This window comes from Nonomuraea sp. NBC_00507 (assembly GCF_036013525.1).
GTDB lineage: Bacteria > Actinomycetota > Actinomycetes > Streptosporangiales > Streptosporangiaceae > Nonomuraea.
The window spans coordinates 1,427,130-1,447,172 of the sequence record NZ_CP107853.1; the positions used below are offsets into that span (position 1 = coordinate 1,427,130).

A 20,043-nucleotide genomic window follows, 5' to 3' on the forward strand; every position below is an offset into this window, starting at 1 on the left:
TGAACGGCACGCTCCGAAACAGGCGCAGCTCCAGCAGCGGGTCGACACGGCGCGGTGCGGCCTGACCAATCGTCAACTGCTCATCCAAGACGGACTTGACGACCTCGCCCTTGAACTCCTCTGAATATCTCTTGCCCGCGGGCCCCTTCTTTCCAGACCACTTGGCACCGTGTCCAAAAGTTTGAGTGCACCTCAGATGCCGCCGTTCGGCGTTCTCAGTCTCCCGCGTCGGCTGCTCGCTTGCGGTTGAGCTCACCCGCAGATTATCCCACGGACTGATCACGCTCCAGCGTCGTGGAGAGGCGTGAACTGCCAAAGGAGACAGCAGGAAGACAGTCCAGCGACAGCCGCGGAGATTACTCTATTCGTCGTCGTACTTCCTGCTCCAGAAAGTTAGACTCCCGCGAGATTCGCTAAGTATGTGGTGCCACTGATGCTCATTGCTGCGGCCGTTCAGGCGACAGCAATGTGGCATTAACTTCTTCCCGATTCTCTCCTGAATTGCCCCGACGATATGCGAAAAGGAGTATCGCATTCATGATCAAGAACCTCGGTGATCGACTGCTCGCCGTGATGGTGCCGCGAACCGAGGCGAGCGCCGACCAGTTCACCCAGTGGTGCGGCTGTTGGCAGACCCATCATTACTACCGCACCTGCTGGTGGGAGGGTCCGGTGGGTGGGAGCTACAGCTGCGGCGCATGCTATGACAGCGGGATTTTCTGCTGAGCGGGTGATGGCGGCCGCGTGACCCTCGGGTGGCCCGCTGTCACCGCGGGCGTCCGTTTCCTTCCCAGAATTGCTCCGACATCCTTCCCGGAATTGTCCGACGGAATGCGAAAGGACTTCGCGCTCATGATCAAAAAGCTTAGCGACCGGCTGCTCGCCGTGCTGGTGGCGGCCACCGAGGCTAGTGCCAGCGAGTTCACCCAGTGGTGCGGCTGTTGGGAGTATCGGCAGTTTTACCGCACCTGCCGGTGGGACGGCCCTGTGGGAGGGTCGTACACCTGTGGCCCCTGCTACGACAGCCTGATTCTGTGCTGAGCGGGTGATGGCAGCCGCCTGACGCTCGGGGTGGCCCGCTGTGACCGCGGGCCACCGCTTTTCGTCGGAGTCGGGTCGGGCTTGCTGCCCAGCTGGCCCGTCGCTGGCCACCGCCGGGCTGTCGCCGGGCTGTCGCGACAGCCCGGCACACGACAGCCGGGTGACAGTGGGTGTCTATAGCATTTCCCGGAGTTGCCCAACGGCATGCGAAAGGAGTTTCGCGCTCATGATCAAAAATCTTAGCGACCGGCTGCTCGCCGTGCTGGTGCCGCGCACCGAGGCGAGCGCCGACGAGTTCACCCAGTGGTGCGGCTGTATTGAGCGTTGGCATTACTACCGCAACTGCAGGTGGAATGGTCCGGTCGGAGGGACGTACCACTGCGGGCTTTGCGTCCAAAGCATTCCCTGCTGAGCGGGTGATGGCAGCCGGGTGAGTTTCGGAGTGGCCCGCTGTGACCGCGGGCCACCGCCGTTTCGTCGGGGTCGGGCCCGCCACGCGCGTTCGTGGAGCCCGGTGGGCTCGGTAGGTTCGTCCCGGTCGAGATATGCCGGGAGATGTCAGGAGATGGAGGCCGGCATGGTCTACATGGTCGTTGGTGTGGTGTTCGTCGGGGTGCTCTGCGTGCTGAACCTGCTGCTGACGTACGGCGTCATCCGGCGGCTGCGCGAGCACGCCGCCCTGCTGTCCCGCGCCGGTACGGCGGGCGCGACGCCGGGCGGCGCGGGCGGGCCGGACAAGGTCGTCGGCACGGTCGCCGGCGAGTTCAAGGCGGTGACCACCGAAGGCGCCGTCATCACCCGGGACCGGTTCGACGGCGCGGCCGGCGCCTACCTGGTTGGGTTCTTCCTGGAGAGCTGCGCGCCCTGCAAGGAGGAGCTGCCGAAGTTCCTCGATCGGGCCGCCGGTTTCCCGGGCGGGCGCGACCACGTCTACGCGATCACCCGCGGTGTGACCGATGAGGCCGTGGCCGCCCTGTGGGCGGTCGCCCACGTGGTGACCGGCGAGGCCGGCGATGAGATCGGCACGGCGTTCGCGGTCACCGGCTATCCGTCCTTTTTCCTGGTCGGGGAAGGCGGCCTGGTACATGCCGGCGCCTTCAAAGTTGAGGCGCTGCCCGCCGCCTCGCCGGTGTGACGTATCGAAAGGATGCACAAGCCGATGCATGAGTCGGCCCGCGGCGTGTCCGTGTCGGATGTCCGGGCAGCGTTGGGCCTCGCCTGGCGTGCCGCGCCTGGCACGCTGGTCCTGGGCGGGGTGTGCGCGCTGGCCGCCGGCACGCTGCCGGTGGTGGCGGCGTGGCTCACGAAGGCGGTCGTCGACCGGCTCGCGGTTCCTGCCGCCGGCTCGGGCGGCCTGGCGATGGTCGCGGCCGGGTTGGTGGCGGCCACACTGCTGGTGGCGCTGGTACCCCGGCTTGCGCAGTACCTGCGGGCGGAGTCGGACCGGGCGGTGGCGCTGCTCGCTCAAGAGCGTCTGTTCACGGCCGTGGACGGTTTCCACGGCTTGGGCCGATTCGAGGATCCGGGTTTCCTCGACCGGCTGCGGCTGGCCCAGCAGTCCGGCGGGCGCGCCCCTGGCCAGGTCGTCCACAGCCTCTTCGAGCTGGCCGCCGGGATCATCACGGTCTGCGGCCTGCTGGGATCGCTGCTGCTGCTCAGTCCGGTGATGGCGATCGTGGTCACGGGCGCGGCGGTTCCCGTGCTCATGGCCGAACTGAGCCTGTCGCGACACAACATGGCGATGTTGTGGGGAATCAGCACGGTCGAACGACGCGAGTTCTTCTACGCGAGCCTGCTGTCGACCGTGCAGGCGGCCAAGGAGATCCGGCTGTTCGGCACGGGCGGGTTCCTGCGCCGGCGGATGCTGGACGAGCGCCGCGCGGCAGACGCTGACCGCAGCCGCATGGCGCGGCACGAACTACGGGTCCACGGCGGCCTGGCTCTTCTGTCGGCAGGAGTCGGCGGAGCGGGCCTGGCATGGGCGATCGTCCTGGCCGCAGGCGGTGGGCTCACCATCGGAGATGTGACCATGTTCGTCGCCGCGGTGGCTGGTGTGCAGGCCGCAGTGGCGAAGGTGACGTCGGCGACCGCGCTCGCGCACCAGCAAATGCTCATGTTCAGCCACTACCTCGCGGTCCTGCGCGCCGAGCCCGACCTACCCGCCCCGGCCGTCCCGCAGGCGCTGCCGGAGTTGCGGCGCGGCATCGAGCTCCGCGACGTGTGGTTCCGCTACTCCGACGACCATCCGTGGTCGCTGGCCGGCGTCGATCTGTTCATCCCGCACGGCCGCGCCACCGCCCTGGTGGGCCGCAACGGCGCGGGCAAGAGCACTCTGGTGAAACTGCTGTGCAGGTTCTACGACCCGGGCAGGGGGCGCATCCTGTGGGACGGCGTCGACATCCGGCACGTGCCGGTCGAGGACCTGCGGGCCAGGATCGGAGCTGTTTTCCAGGACTTCGTGTGCTACGACATGAGCGCCGCCGAGAACATCGGCCTGGGCGACGTGACGGCGATCGGCGACCAGGCGCGGATCGAGAAGGCGGCCGTTGCCGCCGGGGTCCACGACGTGCTGGCCCAGCTGCCGCACGGCTATCGGACCCCGCTCACCCGAATGTTCTCCGGTGATGCCGATGACCATGACCCGGAGACCGGAGTGGTGCTCTCAGGCGGGCAGTGGCAGCGCGTGAGCCTGGCCCGCTCGCTGCTGCGCGACCGGCCCGACCTGCTCATCCTGGACGAACCCAGCTCCGGGCTCGACGCGGTGGCCGAGCACGAGATCCATACCGCGCTGCGGATGCAGCGGGCCGGCCGTACGTCTCTGCTCGTGTCCCACCGGCTCGGCGCGGTCCGCGAGGCGGACCAGATCGTCGTGCTGTCCGGCGGGCGGGTCGCCGAACACGGGACCCACGACGAGCTGATCATCCGCGATGGGGAGTACGCCACCCTGTTCCGGCTCCAGGCGGCCGGATACGCCGCGACCCCGACGCTGACCGGCGAGCCGGCGCCATGAGCCACATCGAGATCTTCGCCCGGTGCCTGATCGGCCTGGTGTTCTGTGCCTCGGCGATCGGCAAGCTCCGGGGCGCGGAGGCGTTCCTGGCATTCGAGCGGTCGGTACGCGACTTGAGGCTGCTGCCGCTCGCGACGATACGCCCGACAGCACGGGCGGTCGTGGGCGCCGAGCTGACCGTCCCCGTACTGGTGACGGTGCCGTATACGGCCCAGGCTGGGCTGGCCACCACACTCCTGCTGCTGACCGGGTTCACCGTCGTCGTCGTGCTGATGCTCCGCCGAGGCACACCCGCGTCCTGCGCGTGCTTCGGCGCCTCGGGCGCTCCGTACGGCAGGCGGCACGTCGTGCGAAACCTCGTTCTCCTGACCGTGGCGGCGGCCGGGATCGTCACCCCTGAGTCCGCCCTCCACCCCGCCGGGCTGGCCATCGCTATCGTGGCCGCTATCTTGGCCAGCGCCGTCGTCGTCACGCTCGACGAGCTGGCGGACTTGTTCGCCAGTACGGCGGAGCAGGGCCGGAACCAATGATCATCGCGATCTGCGGGCTGCTCGCGATGACGGTGACGGCCGTGGCCCTGATCCGCCGCTACCTGACGATCGTCACGGTGCGCGGGGAGAGCATGACGCCCACGTACCGGCCCGGCGACCGGCTGCTTGCCCGGCGATGGGGTCTGCACCGCCTACGGCGCGGGGACGTCGTCGTGCTCGACGGCGCGCGCATCGCGGGCCCCCGTACGCCGGTCCCCGGCGACCTGGTGCTGAACGACAGGATCCTCAAACGCGTCACCGCGTTGCCCGGCGACCCCGTGCCGTACAGCCGCATCGACGACCGCGTCGCCGATCAGCAGACCGTCCGCGTACTACCGCGGCACATCGTCGTCCTCGGTGACAACCCCATGCTGAGCGCGGATTCACGCGTCTTCGGCCCCGTCGACCAGGACCACGTCCGCGCCGTGGTCATCCGCCCACTGGCCACCAACCTCCAGCCCTCGCCGGACCGCCGCTGACCACGCGGAGTTTGTCAGGTGTCCCACAGATACGGGAGTCGCGTGATGCTGAGCTGAGGGCCAATTTGAGATGGGTGCGGCTCTCCCTCAGTGAGTGCCTGAGCTGGGCTTCTGTAGACATGACTGTTTGATCGGGGAACCGCCTTTTACTGTGAGTGCAGGCCCGTGAGGCGGTGGTGACGATGAGCTCGTTGCTCGAGGAACTGGCACGGCGCGAAGCCGCGGCCCGCCGGCGGATCGAGGAGATCCGCGAGCAGATCGCCGCGCTCACCTCACAGATGCAGGACGAGCAGGACCGCTTGTCACGGCTGACGATCACACGGGAGACCGTCGAGGAAGTCCTGGGCGAAGCGGCCCAGCTGCTCGATGAGCCCAATGGACAGGGCGAGACCGCCGACGCGGCCGGCACCGCGCCGCCGGCACAGCCGCCGGTTCTGGGTGTGGTGACGGTGCCGCACTGGCAACCCGGCATGAATACGGCGGTGCTGCCGCGCGCGTACCGGGACGCGGTGGAGATCATGGCCGATGCCGGGCGGGCGATACGGGCCGGGCAGATCGCGGTGGCGATGGGACTGCCGGATGAGGCCGCCAAGCGGGAAGGGCTGCGCTCCAAGCTGAAGCGGCTGGTGGAACGCGGCTGGGCGAAGGAAGAAGGGCCGGGACTGCTCACGGTGACCGAGCCGGTGGCCCGCGAGATGGCCGGGCAGGATGGCGCAGGGTCACGGGACGCAATCGCGTCGTTACCGGGCGGGTGATTGCGGCGGGGCTCTCCCGCCGTCAGGTTCGAAGGTGCCACCCAAACGACCCCGACGAAGGAAGAGCCCTATGCAGGCACCGTACGACACCGAGGCCACCGCTGACGTCTTTGCGAAGGCGAGGAACACCTTCAACTGGCTCATCGGACACCTCAGCGACGCGCAGACCGGGACGCTTGCCCATGACCGGCTGGAGGAGACCATCACCGAGCAGGGCCGGGAGCTGCAGCGCCTGCTGCTGCAGGCCCACCTTGACCTGCGCGCGCTGCGCGCGCTGCGCGAGCTGGAGCAGGTACACCACGCCCGCCACCCCGACGGTGGCGCCGCGGGCGTGATCGGCGCGGACGGGGTGATCCGGCGGCGGGTGGAGCTCGGGCACCACCGCCTGCTCGCCACGGTGACCGGGACGGTGACGCTCACCCGGTGCGCGTGGCGGGCCCCGGGGGGTGCGCAACGTGTATCCGGCGGACGCGGCGTTGTCGCTGCCGGCGGTGCGGCACTCGGCCGGGCTGGCCAAGCTCGCGGTCATCGAGACGGTGCGCGGCTCGTTCGACGTCGCCCTGGCGGCGATCACCACACGGTGCGGTCAGGTGATCGGCAAACGGCAGATCGAGCAGCTGGTCGCCCAGGCCGCGGCCGATGTCGACGCCTTCTACACCGCGCAGACGGTGCTGCCGTGCACGGCGTCCACGGTGCTGGCGATCAGCGTGGACGGCAAGGGCATCGCGATGCGCCCCGAAGCGCTGCGGCCCGCGACCGCCAAGGCCGCCGCCCGCGCCCGGGCCACGTTCCGCACCCGGCTGGCGGCCGGGGAGAAACCGGCGCGCAAACGGATGGCGACGCTAGGGGTGGTCTACGACGCCGAACCCGCACCCCGGCGGCCGCACGATGTGATCGCCGTCCCGGGCGGGCGATCCGGCCGGCGCCTGCCACGGGCCCGGCCGAACGCGACGCGCAAGTGGCTGTGCGGCTCGGTCGTCACCGGCCCCGGCCCTGTGATCGCCAAGGTGTTCGATCATGCCGAGGCTCGTGATCCCGCGCATGCCCGTCCCTGGGTCGTGCTGGTCGACGGGGCCCGCCACCAGCTCGACCTGATCATCGCCGAAGCCGCCCGGCGCCGCATCCGCGTCCACATCGTGATCGATTTCGTGCACGTGCTGGAGAAGTTATGGGCTGCTGCGTGGAGTTTGCACCCGCCCGCGGCGCCGGCCGCGGAGGACTGGGTCGCCGGGCATGCCCTGGCCCTGCTGGCCGGGCACACCGGCCAGGTCATCACCACGCTGAGGGCGCAGGCCGCCACAGCCGGCGCGCAGTACCGTGACGGCATCGACGCGTGCATCCGCTATCTGTCCAACAACGCCGGGCATCTGCGGTATGACCAGGCGCTGGAGGCGGGATGGCCGATCGCGACCGGGGTGGTCGAGGGCGCGTGCCGTCATCTGATCGCCGACAGATTCGACCTGGCCGGGGCACGCTGGGGCCTGGCCGGAGCCGAGGCGGTGCTGAAGCTCCGCGCGCTGGTCGCCAACGGTCATCTGGAGGAGTACTGGGCTTTCCATCTCGCCCGACAACACGAACGCGTCCACCAGACCGGCTACCAGGACGGATACACCCTTACGGCTTGATCGCTTCACCCGCGTTCTGCAGCTAATCGCCGATCCAGGGCACGTTCGGACGCTAAACTGCACGTCAGAAGGTCGCAGGCTGGCGAAAATCGCGAAAAGCCCTAGTGACACGACTTCCCGAAAATGGGGTATCCACCTGCGGCGATGTTGCTATGGTCTGGTGACATGCCTGGCCGAGGCGGCTATGCCGAAGGAACAGGGCGTCTTGGCTCTGCAACGTGTCGCAGATCATGAGCACACTCAACGAGCGAGTTGGCCCACCGCGTCTTAGCTGCACTCGTCCCTGAGCGCAGCTTCGGCTCAGAACATGATCCTCGAACTCGCCTCGCCTTGGTTCCCTGACCAGGCATGATGCCGAGCCCTAGTGACACGCCGTATCAGCGTGATCGACGGCGTCCTCGCAGCTCAAGCCCCAGATCCGTGTGCTTTTCCTCTCACACACCTGCGGAACGCGGGCTTCAGTCACTCAGGAGGAGCCGCACCCAATTCGCACTGTCCCCGGTGGGGGTGCGTGGCGGCGTCGCAGTCGTAGGAGCCAACCCGGACAATTACGAGAGATCGAAGAGGGCGGACCTGCATTACGTGGCGAAACGATCCACGCCGTAAAATAACGACCTCGCCGCCATGCTCGATGAAACCCCGAACCTTCAACCCTTCTCTGGAGCTGTATTGCACTCGCCGCGACAGGTCTGCGACAGTTCCGCGAAAGCGAGGTCGTGTAATTTAAGGTCATCGTCAGCTGACGATCAGGACTCGGACAAGAGATTCGCCTGAAGGAGGAGACTTGACGAATCCGAAAGGCAGGTTCGTCCTGCTGGTCATGTTCCTGGTAGCTTCGGTCATGAGCGTCGCGCCTGCGAGCGCCAGTGGCGGGACGGTGGGCCGCCACACTACTGAGCGGACGGCCAGCAGGGCGGATGACCCCGTGGGTACGGCAGGTATCGGTCAGCGCGTCGAAATACAGCATCAGTATGCGCACCGGAGCCTGTTCCAGTGTCCGGCGGACATCTGTAATCTCGGCGACGCCTACCGCGGACACAGTCTGTCCGTCATCTGCCAGGAGAGCGTGTACGTTCTCGTCTTCAACCACTGGAACAAACACGTGGGATTCATTCAGCCTAAATGGTTGACATCCCATGCTCCGCCGCCTAGGTGCTCGGATGCCGGCCGCGTTGCCCAGGTCCGCGAAGGCTTCTTCGAACCTCAGGCGGTCTACCAATGTCCGGCCGATATCTGTAATTCCGGACATATCCCACACGAAAGGATGTATGTCAGGCATATCTGTAGATATGGCACTTCAACATACCACTTGCTTTACGTTCCGGAGAACGGTTACGTTGGCTTCTATCCGGGCTTCGTCCGATTCCCCGATGAGGTATCTCCCACCCTCAAGGACTGCGACGAATTCCCCTAAACGGAGGCTTATTCAAACTCGACTTTGGCCGTTATCCCGTCGCGTAAGTCCAGGTCAGCTCGTCGTAGCTGATTTTCACGGGGTCGGCCACCCCTGCGGAGGAGTCGGCCGTACTCCTGGCAGCCGACCGGTGCCCCAGCACGACCATCTCGGTCGCGAGGTACTGACCGGTCGCGTGAGCCGTACAGGACGTGTTCTCCTGTACGGCTCGCTCCTCTTTCCCGTACGGCTCGCGCAGCCGCCTGTCCGGAACGACCCGCCGGCGCGCGGTCTCGTCCATCACCTGCCACGACAGCGGCGCACACTTCTTGTCGGGAAGGCCATGACAGCACCGGGTCCCGCTCGCGCCACTCCCAGCATTCCCGGCCGTTGTCGCGGTTCGATTGCGGGGCCCTGACCAGCAGTCGGGCAACGTAGTGAACCAGTGCGCAGCAGTGGCCTCGCCCTCGAAAGGCGAGGCCACTCTTGCTATGCGGAGCCACACCCAAAGATCAATATGCCACGTACGCGCTCCAGTTCCAGTCGGGAGACTCTCTAACGCCCCAATATTGAAGGCCTCCACCAACGACCGGCTGGAGCCATTGCCTGCGGCCATTCACGACTATGCCCATCATGTAAGTTGTTGTGCATCGATTTCGTACTGTGTACCAGACAGCACCGTACGAGTCCGGGCCGACTGGTCCTGCCGATCTGACGGCGCAACCTCCAGGATCCATGGAAGTGGTTCCGGTCGCGTGAGCAGCAGTGGGTGCGAGGAGCAGGCTTGCCACCGCGGTAAGTACAGCGAAGGTAAGTTTCAGGGGGAGCGCAGCTTGAGCGCGTTTCCTGTCCATGATGGCGATCATCCTAGAAGTGCGTCGTAACATGTTGTGTTGATCCTTTCGAGGTCTCACCTGACGAGGTCGAGTAGGGGGCGTAGTTGCCTAGCGGACCTGTTATAAGCACCGTGTCCTGCGAAGAACAAATAGACCGCACACCACTGTCAAACACCGGGAGTTCTCCTCAACGCTCCGCATATATGGGGTAATTGGTGGCCGTCATTCTCTCTGTCGAGTATGATTACCTTCACTGTCAAAGGAGACAGCTGGAAGACAGGGCAGCGACAGCTGTGGACGTTACTCTATTCATCGTCGTACTTCCTGCTTCAGAAAGGAGGGTTCCCGCAAGATTCGCCGACTGCGTAGTGGCATGGATGCTCGCTGCTACGGCGGTTTAGGCGACAGCAATTTCGAAATTACCGCGACGGAAGGCGAAGGGGCTTTGCGCTCATGATCAAGAATCTTAGCGACCGACTGCTCGCCGTGCTGGTACCGCGCACCGAGGCTAGTGCCTGGGAGTTCACCAAGTACTGCCTCTGTTTGAATGGCTGGCATTACTACAAGACCTGCTCGTGGCTCGACCCGGCGGGAACGGAATACAGCTGCGGCGGCTGCTGGAACAGCCAGGTTCGGTGCTCGTGATGGCAGCCGGGTGAGTTTGGGGGTGGCTCGCTGTGACCGCGGGCCCGACCGTGCGGTCGAGGCTGCACCGGGCCAAGAAGAAGGCACGGGCCGCACTAGGCAGTGTTTTGAAAGTGATCAATGGAAGCCTGATGCAGGCTGGTAGGGTTCCGCGTCGGGTCTACACGCCGTCTTTCTGCAGCAGGCGATGAAGTTCGAGGCGGAGGTCGTCCAGGTCGCTGTGCAGGGAGTCGACCCTGTGGAACAGGGCGGTCTGAGCGTGGTTGAGATGTTCGTTGATCTGCTGGCGAAGGCCGGCGACCTCGTCGCTGAGAGCTGCTAGGTCTTGGGTGATCTCGGCCCGGCTGTCGACGACCTCAGCCCGGGTACCGATGATCTCGGTGATCGCCACGGCCAGGGCGATCGCGAAGAGTCTGGGGTCGATTCCGCGGGCGCTGTCGGCACCGGGAGCGGTGTCGGCTTCGGCTGCTTGCATTCGGAGCCTCAAGTTGAGGATCTCCGCCTCTACACGTTCGGGACTGTACGGTTTTCGGCTCTGTCTCTCTTTCGGTGGTGACGGAACGTTAGGCCAAGAGGATGCGGTGGCGGATTCTCTGAACTTTGATTTGATCATGGTCTGCGGAAACTAATTCGCGACTTCAAGGACTCGCATGTGAGGATCGAAGTGTCCCGTCAACAGGCGTCGCTGGGGCGCCCGAGGCTCGGAAGGGCCGAACCGGTGGGAGTAAGAGGCGGCTCACGGGGCGGCCGTATGCGTGACACGCGATCGGTGTCCTGAGTAGACCCCATCGGAACCCGGCTCACCCCTCTCGATGGACGCTTGGGAAGCCGAGGTCGACGGTGGTGCCGGAACGGCGGTCGATCTGGGCAAGTTTGTCCTCTGCTCCGGCGAGGCTAACCTTCAGACCTTCGACCTCTCCGAGCCAGCCTTCGCGTTCGGCTTCGGCGATGCGGGCGATCAGGTTGTCGCGGATCTCGGCGATGCGGGGCCGATGGTCGGTCGAAGGCCAGTGCAGGGGGCACCGCAGACAACTGTGCTCGTGAATACATGGGGTGCCGAACGCGCGCCCGCAGGTCCCGGTCGCCACCTTTCTCAACTCGAAGTGGCCGAGGAACTCTTGCCATTCTTCGTCGGTAGGGACCCGGTATTCCTCGCTAGGACGCAGCGCCCGGCGTCGGGCGAGGAAGGCCAGGTGGGCCTGGATGGCTTCATCTGGATAGACGGCCTTATAGCCGAGAGTGACGTTGATATCTTGGTGCCCGGCTATGACCTGGGCGATGTGGGGCGGTAGCCCGCTGAGAATGGCATCGGTCAAAAACAACCTCCGAAAGTCATGGGGTGTGTAATGCAGCGGCTCGCCGGTCGCGGAGTCGATGAGACCGGTATCGGAGAGCGCAGTGTTGAGCAGGTGCCGGACGGTGCTGGGGTTCATGGCCTGGAGTTCGCCGCGCAGCAGCCGCTGGAACAGGAACGGTGCGGGTGTCCGCCACGCGCATTCACGGACGTCGTAGGAGGCGACGAGCGGGATGCTGCCGGTGGCGGCGCGGAGCCTGCAGATGATGGCGCTGAGGACATCCGCCAGCTCCGGAGAAACAAGGAGCAGTCTTTCGGTATCGGTCTTGGACGGGGCGATCTGCAGCAGCGGCACGACTTCACCGGTGGTGGGCAGCTTGTATTGGACCAGGCTGTGATGGGTCAGCTCGAGGAGCTCCTCGACGCGGACGCCGGTCGCTCGCAGGACCTCCACGATCGCGAAGCTCCAGAAGGCGCGGTCCTCCTCAAGGGTCAGGTCGCGACGTTTGCCGGTGGCGGGGTCGTCGGCCCAGATCTTGCCGGAGCAGGCCCGGCTGGAGGTGGTGGCGCGGAACAGGGTCTGTCCGGCGGCGGTGAAGCTGTCGCCGGGAGCGGTCTGGCGGGCGGCGGCCAGCAGCGCCGCTGTGTCCATGCGCCGCTGGTCGACAGTGCGAACCAGGATCGGCAGCACGGGAAGTCGTTCGCGGGTGCGGGCATCCATCCGCGACTTGCGGTGCCGTTTGGCCTTGCGACGGTCGACCTCTTCGCTTCCGACGGGGCAGGGGGCCACCCACCGGCCCCAGCGGCCCGGGTCCTCGATCGCCCACTGGGCCAGGTCGAGATAGAAGGCCCGGACCGGCGTCAGGCATTCGCGGAAGCTGATCCGCGGCACCGACGCCTCGGTCTTGCTGCCGTCGGGAGCGGTGACGGTCTTGGTTCTGGTGCGCAGCCGCTGCTTCCATGCATCGGCGACCTCGGCGGCCAGGTGGAGGCTGTCGATGCCGGGATGGTGCTCCTCCAGGTCGGCCCAGAACCGTTTGCCCAGGAACATTGAGAGCGACACCAGGCTGGTGTAGTCCAGCGTGGGCTGGCGTTCGCGCAGGTAGTCCACCAGCAGGTCGCGGATCGGGCGGCAGACCAGCCCGTATCGGTCGATCAGTTCATCGGGGGTGCGGGGCCGCGCGGTCCGCAGCGCACGGAGGCTGGCCGGCGCCTGATCGTCGAAGGCTCCCAGCGTCCGCAGCATCCGGTAGAACGCCGCAGTGTCGCCGACCGGCTTGGCATAGACCTCATTCTCGATGTCCAGCAAGTCCAGGACGTCCCCAGTGGTGATTTCGGTGAGGACGCCGCCCTTGGCCGCCAGGATCAACGCCGCGCGGTGGATGGTCCGCTGCGTGGCCAGCGGACTCACCTGCGGATCACCGTCGGCAAGGGCTCGCAGCCGGGCGAACCCGCTGCTGTCGCGGCACTGGGCCAGGACGCTGGTCAGGGCTCCCGGGCGGGGACGGCAGGTGAGCAGCCAAGGCAGGGACGGCCGGATGAGATCGCCGCCGATCGCGACGAACACCGCCGCCGACAACTCTCCGGACCTCCACTGGGGCTGGCCTCGCTCGCGTAGCCACGCGTCGGGGAGCTGCCGCCATGAACCGGCGGCGGCTTCCGCGCCGCTGGTCCGCCACCGTTCCTGCCAGGTGTCTCCCGGCTGATCTTCCAGCCAGTCCAGCAGTGACGCCAACCCGCGGTTGCGGCAGTACTGGCTGTTGGGCTTGTCGAGGGTGAACGGCGCTCGGGTTAGCCGCGCGAACACCTCCGCGCGTTCCTGCCGGGTGGCCACCCAATCCGCCCCGGTTCTTCGCGCCGACACCAGCGGCGATGCCGCCGCAGGTGGGAGGGCGACGTCGGGACTCCCGGCTTCGTCGAGGACCACGATCGGCGTCATGAGGTCCTGGTCCCGAACAACACGTCGAGCGTCTCGGGCCGGTAGCCTGCCGCTGGTGTCGGCGTGACCCGCTGAGCTGCTTGCCGGACCTGTTCGGCATGGTGAGCCAGGACCCGGCGGATCACCTCTTCCTTGCGCGGCGTCAAGTAAATCTGAGTGGTTGTGAGCAGGGCGTGCCCAAGGACTGACTGGACATCGGTGAGCGGCAGGTCAGGGTCCTCGGCCATCCGATAGGCCGCCGTGTGACGCAGGGCATGCAAGGTCGCCGTACTTCCGGCCGCTTCACCGGCCCGCTCGAACATGCGGTGCGCCGCGTGATAGGTCAACGGCCGCAAGGGTCTGCGCAGGGTCCACCACAACGGCTGACGTCGTCCCTTGGGGAGCAGTTCGTCCATCTCCACCTGGTAGAGCCGCAGCCAGACGAACGCGTCACTGGACGCCGGAAGCTCCTGGACCGCCCCGCTGCCCTTACGCGTCACCGTGATGAGCTGCCGGCCGGGATCGACGCCGCCCTGCGTCGCCGACAACAGCTCCGAGGCCCGCGCCCCAGTCGAGACATAGAAGGCGACCAGCGCCCGATCCCGATGCGAGGGAAGGCGGGCGAAGATCTCGTTGAACTCCGCGTCCGGGATATTGCGAGGGATCCTGGTCGGCACCTTCGGCCGATACAGCCCCGTCCGCTCGTTGCGGTGCGGTTCCATCGGATTGTGGTGCGCATGCGCTCGCCCGGCCCGCCGCGACCGGTCTAGCGGGAACGGGTTGATGATCGGCCCGGTGCCCGCGTCGAGGTGGAAGTCGTAGAAGCGGCGAAGCACCGTCTCGCTGTGAGCCCGGACCGACGGAGCATACGCCTCGCCTACCGTACCGGCGGGCGCTTCGTCTGGCCTGCGCCAGTGCGGCCGCGCCGGTTTGCCCGCCACCAGCATCCACCGGCAGAAATCACGAGCCTCCGCCCGGGTCGCCCTGTCCCAGGGCGACCCAATCGCCCAAAGGAACCGCATCCACCTCAACAAATCCATCCCATAGGACCTGAGCGTCGCCTCGCTGCGATCTGCCGCCTGCAGGTCGCGCAAGAACACCGCGACCGGCTGCACCGCTGCCCCCGCAGGATCGATCAGCCGGAACGGCTCCCACGGATCGCCCGTCTCCTCCAGGGCACCCACGATCGGGACCAGCAACTCGGCCAGATCCCGCTGCGACTCGTCTTCGAGCATGAGCACGGACCGTAACTGACCCCTTGCTCTCCTGTCCTGTGAACTGGGAAAACTCCTCCGGCAGTTCAGTCAACGGGTAGTCCTCCAGGCTCCAGGGCGCGGGCAGGCTGGCGAAGCGCAGGTTGTTGTCGGCCCTGCGTGCCGCGCTGGCACTGGCCTGCAGGCCCAGCAGCCGCTCCAGTGCCCTTCATAGACGCGGCAGAGCTCACCGAGCGTGCCAACGGCCGCTCCGGTGGCGTGATGGCTGTGCCGCAGGTAGCCGTGGCTGGTCAGCACCTGGAAGACCTCGAGGATGAGGCCCCAGGTGAAACGCTTGTCCAGCACGTCGGGCTCGGTGACGTCGGGCTCGGTGACGTCGGGCTCGGTGACGTCGTTGTCCATCGCAGTAGTCCCCTCTCAAGACGGCGTGGTGGTTCAGGGGGATCGGACCGGCGGGCGTCAGGACCGGGCGTCCGGGGCCGGTGAACGAGGGGTCAACGGACGTGCGGCGGCGGCGTAGGCGGCGAAGTCGGCCACCGGTGCCGCAGCGGCGCCGGTGCCGCGCAGCCGGTCGGCTTCGGCGCGGGCGGCGGGCGAGAGTGGCCGGCGGGTCTTGTGCGGGCAGGGCCCGCCCCCACCCAGCCGGGCGCGGGCGGCCAGGACCTTGGCCTCCAGCGCGGCGACGTGCCCGGCCGCTTCGATCACCACGCCGGCGTGATCGACGGCCCGGGCGTGCGCGGCCAGCACCGCTCCGCCCGCCGTAACCACCTCCAGCACGCCGGTGCCCAGCCGGTGCCGCACCAGCATCACCTCGCCCGCGTGCCCCGGCGGCACGGAGTAGAAGTTGCCGCGGAAACTCACCAGCGCCTGCGGCGAGACGACCCGCCCGACCTCCAGCACCGCCGGGAACGCCTGCGCCGGCAGCGGCCTCAGCGGCTCACGGCGGGCCAGCTCGGCCACGCTCACCTTGCCGCCATCGATCTTCCGGATCCGGATGTCACCCCTGCGGCGGCACCACTCATCCAGCGTGCCCTGCGCCCGGCCGGGCGACAGATCCTCGCCCACGGTGCGCCACCAGCGCTGCGCCGCGACATGGTTGGCCTTCTCCACGCTGCCCTTGCGCCAGCCCCGCCGCGACGGACAGACCCGCACGATCACCCCGTAATGCTTGGCCACCGCCGCAAACGACGCCGACACCTCGCCACTGCCGGGATCACACACAGTGGCCATCCGATCAAAGCGCCACTCCGCGCTGACACCGCCCAGCCGCTCACCCACCCCGCGCAACGCCTCGATCAGATGCGGCTGATCTTCGGACTCGGTCAGCACACCCCGCCAGATGCCCGAGTACGGCAGCGTGCCGACCAGCAGATGCGCCCCCTTGTCCCAGCCCCATCGGGCCGGCGGATCGGGCAGCTCCAGCCAGTCCCACTGAGTCTCCACGCCGGGCGGGTGATCGATCCGGACATACTCGACCGGGCCACCCGCGTGCGCGCACCGCTCACAGACCGGCCGCAACCCCCGGGCCCGCAACGCCCGGGTGAAGGTCGAATAGCCACCGCCATATCCCAGGCCGACCAGTTCGTCGAACAACGTGGTGCCCCACACGTGCGGATCCCCGGTATCGGCGTCCAGCCGCAGCCGGCAGTACTCGGCGTACGGCTCGAACGGATCAGCTCCGCTTCGCCGCCGCTGTCCCGGCACCCGCTCGCCGTTCAGATACGCCCGGATCGTCGGCCTGCTGCGGCCCAGATGCCGCGCGATCGCCGAGATCGACCAGCCACGTTTACGCAAAGCCTGCGCTTCCACGTCTTCCCCCTGTGTGAGCATCGAATACGGCTCCCCCGACTCGCTTCGAAACGTGATCATCCGAAGCGTCGAGGGAGCCCACCGAGACAAGAACGATCTCTCCCGGCGAGTCGCTCACCTGGCAAATTTCAGGGCTCTGGCGATCTTTATGTGGTGCCGTCACGGATCGTGAGCACTAATGGGCGCAGAGGATGATCTTCCTGAGAAGGTCGAAGTTGGCTCGACCGTAGCGGCTCCTCTTGAGCGCCTTGACTCTCGTCACATTGCCCTCCACCGCGCCTGAGCTGTGCGGCAGGGTGAGACCGTTGACGACGGCGTCCAGGTCGCGGCGGATGCCGTGGGTGAAGGAGTGCAGGGCGGGCAGGTCGTCGGCGTCGACGGCCGCTATCCACACCTGCAGGTTCTCGGCCGTGCCGCTCAGCGTGGTCATCAGCTGAGCGAAGGCAGCGACATGGCTAGCGGTGGCATCCAGGCGGGGACTGCGAGCGCGCAGGTCGGTGAGTCTAGCCTGCTCGTCAGAGGTGAGCCGGTCGGGGCGGCTGGTGATCCACCGGGCGACCTCGCGGATGGTCGGGGCCGAGGACGGGGCGTGGGCTGCGGTGGCTGAGGACCGCAGCGGGTGCAGATAGCGGCGGACGGTCTGTGGGCTGCCCTGGTACCCCTGAGCCTGGATCTCGCGAGTGAGGCGGGCAGCGTCGGTGCAGCCGTCGTTGAACCGCTGGACCAGATAGGGCAGATAGGGAGTGAGCAGGTCGGATCGTCCGGTCGCTTTGGTCAGCAGATCCTCCACCGACGCGGCGCGGGCGAACCTGCGGACGGTGGGCCGGGACAGCCGCAGCGCGCGGGCGATCGCCGAGATCGTCCAGTCCTTGGCGGCGAGTTCCTGCACCGCGGTGTAGCGTTCACGAGTCCGGACGATGAGCCGGCATTCCTCGTCCGATGGCTGATCCGGCATCGGCTCTGGCGGGAGCGCGTGGTCGAGCTGTTGGTCGCCGGATTGTTCGTGGGCGGGTTCAGCGGCATCGGCGTCGGGTTCACGCAGGTCGGCGCGGCATGCGATGACGGTCTTCTCGACCGCGTCGCAGAGGTTCTGCCAGAGATGGAAGCGATCAGCAATGTGAATCGCCTCGGGTGCCCCGGCTCTGGCCCCTGCCGCATAGGGTCCGGCCCGGTCTCTGCAGATCACCTGCACGCCTGGATGGTCGCGTAACCACTGCTCCAGGGCGTCGGCGGTCCGGTCGTCCAGCACGTCGATGGGCTGGTGGGTGTCCATGTCGATCAGCACGGTGGCGTAGGAGCGCCCGCGCTTCTTGGAGAAATCGTCAACCCCGAGCACGGTGACCTGGCCGATCTCGGGATCGGGCAGGGCACGGACCAGACCGATCAGCGTGTCCCGGCAGACGCGTACGCCGAGTCGCTCCAGTAGTCGGGAGGCGGCGCGCCCGGCCAGTGCCAGCGCCATCAACTCCAGCAGCCGGCGCAGCAGTTTCGTCCGGCGGGCGTAGCGCCGGGTGAGACTGGGCACCGGTTCGGCGAACGTCCGGACCGGGCACGCCGGATTCTGGCAGGTCAGGCGGCGGACCGTGAGCGCGATCAGGACCGGGCGGCCCGCAGCGGGCAGATCATGCAGCAGCCGGCGGTAGCGGCCATGCACTCGCGAGGAGGATGTGTCGCACGCCCGGCAAGCCGCCGGCCCGCCCTTGGTATGCGCCGTGACCAGCACGTAGTCCCCGTGATCGGTCACCTCCTCGATGACCAGTTCGGCCAGATGGGGGAAGAACATCCGCAGGCAGCAGGCATCGCCCGCCACCGCATGCTGCGCACAGGGCACAATGAACCTCGCGGCCGCTCAAATGATGATCACGTTCTTGGTCGAACAAGATCCTCACGGGGCGGCCGCGCCTACGCGCGGCCAGTTACACGATTGCGATCAGCCCCTGAATCGACGTCCCGGCCACCGTCTGTAACGGCACCACATAAAGATCGCCAGAGCCAGACCCCCAAAGCGCCATCAAGGTTGCCGGGTTGGGTGAGCAGGAGCCGGGCCAGGCGGCGTGGGGAGATAGGCAGGCGGTCGGCTTCGACCCGGCCTTGAGTGATGTAGCGGTAGAGAAGGTTGAAGCTGCCCGGGTAGCCGAGGGCTTTGATCTCGTTGAACAGGTGCAGGACGGGAACGGCAGGGTCATCGGCACGGCGGTGCCGAAGGTGGTCACGGTAGGGATCGACGAGGGTGGGCCGGTACTGCGGGGCGCGTTGCAGGCGTTCGGGTTCGGGCACACGCGCGTAGCGTTTGACTGTATTGAGGGCCAGGTTCAGCCGGCGGGCGCACTCCAGCAGGCCGACGCCCTTGTCGAGTAGGTCGTGGATCTGGTGCCAGCGCTCGCGGGTGGTCTGCGCGCGCTTGCCGTCCTGCAGGGGCGGTCCGGCCTTGGCCCAGCAGGCGCTGTGCCCGGCGACTTCCTTCGAAACGGCCTCACCGAAGTTGTGCCACAGGTGCCAGCGGTCACCAACTTGGATGGCGTCCGGCAGGGCGCGGCGGATCGCTTCGGCGTAGGCGCCCGAGCCGTCCCGGCACACGACCTGCACTCCGGGGTGGGTGCGCAGCCAGGCTTCCAGGACGTCGGCGGTGCGGCCGGGCAGGACGTCGATGCGCTCGCGGGTCTCGGCATCGATCAGCACGGTGGCGTAACGGTGGCGCCGACGCAGGGCGAAGTCGTCCACTCCCAGCACCCGGGGTACTCGCGGCTGGGGCAGGGGCAGACGTAGCAGGAGGCGCAGGGCGGTATGCCGGGACAGGCGCACGGCCAGCGCGGACAAGACCCGTGTGCCGGCGCGTCCGGCCAGTTCGCGGACTACCGCGCCGATCTAGGGGGCCAGGCGGGGCGTGCGCCGCTGATAGCGCTCCAGAACGCCGGGCAGCTGTTCACGAAACGTTTGGCGGCAGCCGCGCGTCGGGCAGACCAGGCGACGGATCCGCACCACCACCAGCACACGGCGTGCATTGACCGGGCTATCAGTCAGACTGCGCTCGTGGTAGCTGTGCACGCGAGCTGTCCCGGCTCCGCAGGCCGGGCAGGCGACCGAGCCGTTCGGGGTTCGCGCTCGTACCCGGATTTGCTCGCCCTCGTCCGCTATGTCTTCCACCACCAGCGGCGATAACCCTGAGAACACCGTATGCACAAGCTCGTTGACATTGATCACAACTCAGCGTGACGTTACGGCACCTTCCGTCACCACCGATAGAGAGACAGAGCCGAAAGAGAGACAGAGCCGTTTTCTGGACAGGCCCCTATATAGGTGCACTGTAGAAAGCTGCTTTGAGCACACCTTCCGCCTGCTCAAACAGACCCTCGGCTGGACCTGTCCCAAGATCCGCGATCCGCGGGCGGCTGATCGTTGGACCTGGCTGATCCTGGCCGTCTACACCCAACTCCGGCTGGCCCGTCCCTTGGCCGCCGACCTACGCCGTCCTTGGGAGGAGCCTGCATCCCCGC

The 20,043-nt window shown here is 67.2% G+C and carries 17 protein-coding genes and 2 pseudogenes; 11 read left to right on the forward strand and 8 right to left on the reverse strand.

Translation table 11 applies throughout. The features are described from left to right. Nucleotides 1–537: 537 nt before the first annotated feature. The 10 genes and pseudogenes from OHA25_RS07335 (at nucleotide 538) to OHA25_RS07380 (ending at nucleotide 8,854) form a co-directional block, all read left to right on the forward strand. Nucleotides 538–726, forward strand: coding sequence for a hypothetical protein (locus OHA25_RS07335; RefSeq protein WP_327586830.1), 189 nt, complete (start codon nucleotides 538–540; stop codon nucleotides 724–726). A gap of 126 nt (nucleotides 727–852) precedes the next feature. After that, a complete protein-coding gene (locus OHA25_RS07340) occupies nucleotides 853–1,041 on the forward strand; it encodes a hypothetical protein (RefSeq protein ID WP_327586831.1) in 189 nt (62 codons plus the stop codon). Between the two features lie 226 nt (nucleotides 1,042–1,267). Further along, nucleotides 1,268–1,453, forward strand: a complete 186-nt coding sequence (locus tag OHA25_RS07345) for a hypothetical protein (RefSeq protein ID WP_327586832.1) — start codon at nucleotides 1,268–1,270, stop codon at nucleotides 1,451–1,453. 165 nt (nucleotides 1,454–1,618) lie between these two features. Continuing rightward, on the forward strand, nucleotides 1,619–2,176 hold the full coding sequence (locus OHA25_RS07350; protein ID WP_327586833.1) for a TlpA family protein disulfide reductase: 558 nt from the start codon (nucleotides 1,619–1,621) through the stop codon (nucleotides 2,174–2,176). A gap of 24 nt (nucleotides 2,177–2,200) precedes the next feature. Then, complete coding sequence (locus OHA25_RS07355) at nucleotides 2,201–4,051, forward strand: ABC transporter ATP-binding protein (protein WP_327586834.1); 1,851 nt, start codon at nucleotides 2,201–2,203, stop codon at nucleotides 4,049–4,051. Then, nucleotides 4,048–4,581, forward strand: coding sequence for a MauE/DoxX family redox-associated membrane protein (locus OHA25_RS07360; protein WP_327586835.1), 534 nt, complete (start codon nucleotides 4,048–4,050; stop codon nucleotides 4,579–4,581). The genes OHA25_RS07355 and OHA25_RS07360 overlap by 4 nt, the downstream gene beginning before the upstream one ends. Beyond that, on the forward strand, nucleotides 4,578–5,060 hold the full coding sequence (locus tag OHA25_RS07365; protein ID WP_327586836.1) for a S26 family signal peptidase: 483 nt from the start codon (nucleotides 4,578–4,580) through the stop codon (nucleotides 5,058–5,060). The genes OHA25_RS07360 and OHA25_RS07365 overlap by 4 nt, the downstream gene beginning before the upstream one ends. A 191-nt stretch (nucleotides 5,061–5,251) precedes the next feature. Further along, nucleotides 5,252–5,815, forward strand: a complete 564-nt coding sequence (locus OHA25_RS07370) for a hypothetical protein (RefSeq protein WP_327586837.1) — start codon at nucleotides 5,252–5,254, stop codon at nucleotides 5,813–5,815. Nucleotides 5,816–5,885: 70 nt separating this feature from the next. After that, a pseudogene (locus tag OHA25_RS07375) lies at nucleotides 5,886–7,440 on the forward strand (ISKra4 family transposase). Nucleotides 7,441–8,224: 784 nt separating this feature from the next. Further along, complete coding sequence (locus OHA25_RS07380; RefSeq protein ID WP_327586838.1) at nucleotides 8,225–8,854, forward strand: hypothetical protein; 630 nt, start codon at nucleotides 8,225–8,227, stop codon at nucleotides 8,852–8,854. Nucleotides 8,855–8,885: 31 nt separating this feature from the next. Here the strand turns inward: OHA25_RS07380 and OHA25_RS07385 are convergent, their stop codons facing one another. Further along, nucleotides 8,886–9,134, reverse strand: coding sequence for a hypothetical protein (locus OHA25_RS07385; protein ID WP_327586839.1), 249 nt, complete (start codon nucleotides 9,132–9,134; stop codon nucleotides 8,886–8,888). 988 nt (nucleotides 9,135–10,122) lie between these two features. Between OHA25_RS07385 and OHA25_RS07390 the strand changes: the two genes are divergently transcribed. Further along, entirely contained in the window at nucleotides 10,123–10,314 is a 192-nt protein-coding gene (locus tag OHA25_RS07390) for a hypothetical protein (protein WP_327586840.1), read from the forward strand. A 160-nt stretch (nucleotides 10,315–10,474) separates the two neighbouring features. Here OHA25_RS07390 and OHA25_RS07395 read toward each other — a convergent pair whose 3' ends face one another. From OHA25_RS07395 to OHA25_RS07425, 7 genes and pseudogenes are all read right to left on the reverse strand, one after another. Next, nucleotides 10,475–10,789, reverse strand: coding sequence for a hypothetical protein (locus tag OHA25_RS07395; protein ID WP_327586841.1), 315 nt, complete (start codon nucleotides 10,787–10,789; stop codon nucleotides 10,475–10,477). A gap of 325 nt (nucleotides 10,790–11,114) precedes the next feature. After that, the gene (locus OHA25_RS07400; RefSeq protein WP_327586842.1) at nucleotides 11,115–13,547 is read right to left on the reverse strand and encodes a tyrosine-type recombinase/integrase; all 2,433 of its coding nucleotides are present in this window, start codon (nucleotides 13,545–13,547) and stop codon (nucleotides 11,115–11,117) included. Next, entirely contained in the window at nucleotides 13,544–14,761 is a 1,218-nt protein-coding gene (locus OHA25_RS07405) for a tyrosine-type recombinase/integrase (protein WP_327586843.1), read from the reverse strand. The genes OHA25_RS07400 and OHA25_RS07405 overlap by 4 nt, the downstream gene beginning before the upstream one ends. Nucleotides 14,762–14,830: 69 nt before the next feature. After that, nucleotides 14,831–15,142, reverse strand: coding sequence for a hypothetical protein (locus tag OHA25_RS07410; RefSeq protein WP_327586844.1), 312 nt, complete (start codon nucleotides 15,140–15,142; stop codon nucleotides 14,831–14,833). 57 nt (nucleotides 15,143–15,199) lie between these two features. Beyond that, on the reverse strand, nucleotides 15,200–16,549 hold the full coding sequence (istA, locus tag OHA25_RS07415) for an IS21 family transposase (protein WP_442942072.1): 1,350 nt from the start codon (nucleotides 16,547–16,549) through the stop codon (nucleotides 15,200–15,202). Between the two features lie 175 nt (nucleotides 16,550–16,724). After that, the gene (locus OHA25_RS07420) at nucleotides 16,725–18,359 is read right to left on the reverse strand and encodes an ISL3 family transposase (RefSeq protein ID WP_327586846.1); all 1,635 of its coding nucleotides are present in this window, start codon (nucleotides 18,357–18,359) and stop codon (nucleotides 16,725–16,727) included. A gap of 203 nt (nucleotides 18,360–18,562) precedes the next feature. Continuing rightward, a pseudogene (locus OHA25_RS07425) lies at nucleotides 18,563–19,750 on the reverse strand (ISL3 family transposase); the annotation flags it as partial. Nucleotides 19,751–20,043: the final 293 nt, after the last annotated feature.

Excerpts from the sequence above, each read along its gene's own strand:
- OHA25_RS07335 (WP_327586830.1), top strand. The coding sequence starts at position 538 with ATGATCAAGAACCTCGGTGATCGACTGCTCGCCGTGATGGTGCCGCGA.
- OHA25_RS07340 (WP_327586831.1), top strand. The coding sequence starts at position 853 with ATGATCAAAAAGCTTAGCGACCGGCTGCTCGCCGTGCTGGTGGCGGCC.
- OHA25_RS07345 (WP_327586832.1), top strand. The coding sequence starts at position 1,268 with ATGATCAAAAATCTTAGCGACCGGCTGCTCGCCGTGCTGGTGCCGCGC.
- OHA25_RS07350 (WP_327586833.1), top strand. The coding sequence starts at position 1,619 with ATGGTCTACATGGTCGTTGGTGTGGTGTTCGTCGGGGTGCTCTGCGTG.
- OHA25_RS07355 (WP_327586834.1), top strand. The coding sequence starts at position 2,201 with ATGCATGAGTCGGCCCGCGGCGTGTCCGTGTCGGATGTCCGGGCAGCG.
- OHA25_RS07360 (WP_327586835.1), top strand. The coding sequence starts at position 4,048 with ATGAGCCACATCGAGATCTTCGCCCGGTGCCTGATCGGCCTGGTGTTC.
- OHA25_RS07365 (WP_327586836.1), top strand. The coding sequence starts at position 4,578 with ATGATCATCGCGATCTGCGGGCTGCTCGCGATGACGGTGACGGCCGTG.
- OHA25_RS07385 (WP_327586839.1), bottom strand. The coding sequence starts at position 9,134 with ATGGACGAGACCGCGCGCCGGCGGGTCGTTCCGGACAGGCGGCTGCGC.
- OHA25_RS07390 (WP_327586840.1), top strand. The coding sequence starts at position 10,123 with ATGATCAAGAATCTTAGCGACCGACTGCTCGCCGTGCTGGTACCGCGC.
- OHA25_RS07395 (WP_327586841.1), bottom strand. The coding sequence starts at position 10,789 with ATGCAAGCAGCCGAAGCCGACACCGCTCCCGGTGCCGACAGCGCCCGC.
- OHA25_RS07400 (WP_327586842.1), bottom strand. The coding sequence starts at position 13,547 with ATGACGCCGATCGTGGTCCTCGACGAAGCCGGGAGTCCCGACGTCGCC.
- OHA25_RS07405 (WP_327586843.1), bottom strand. The coding sequence starts at position 14,761 with ATGCTCGAAGACGAGTCGCAGCGGGATCTGGCCGAGTTGCTGGTCCCG.
- OHA25_RS07410 (WP_327586844.1), bottom strand. The coding sequence starts at position 15,142 with ATGGACAACGACGTCACCGAGCCCGACGTCACCGAGCCCGACGTCACC.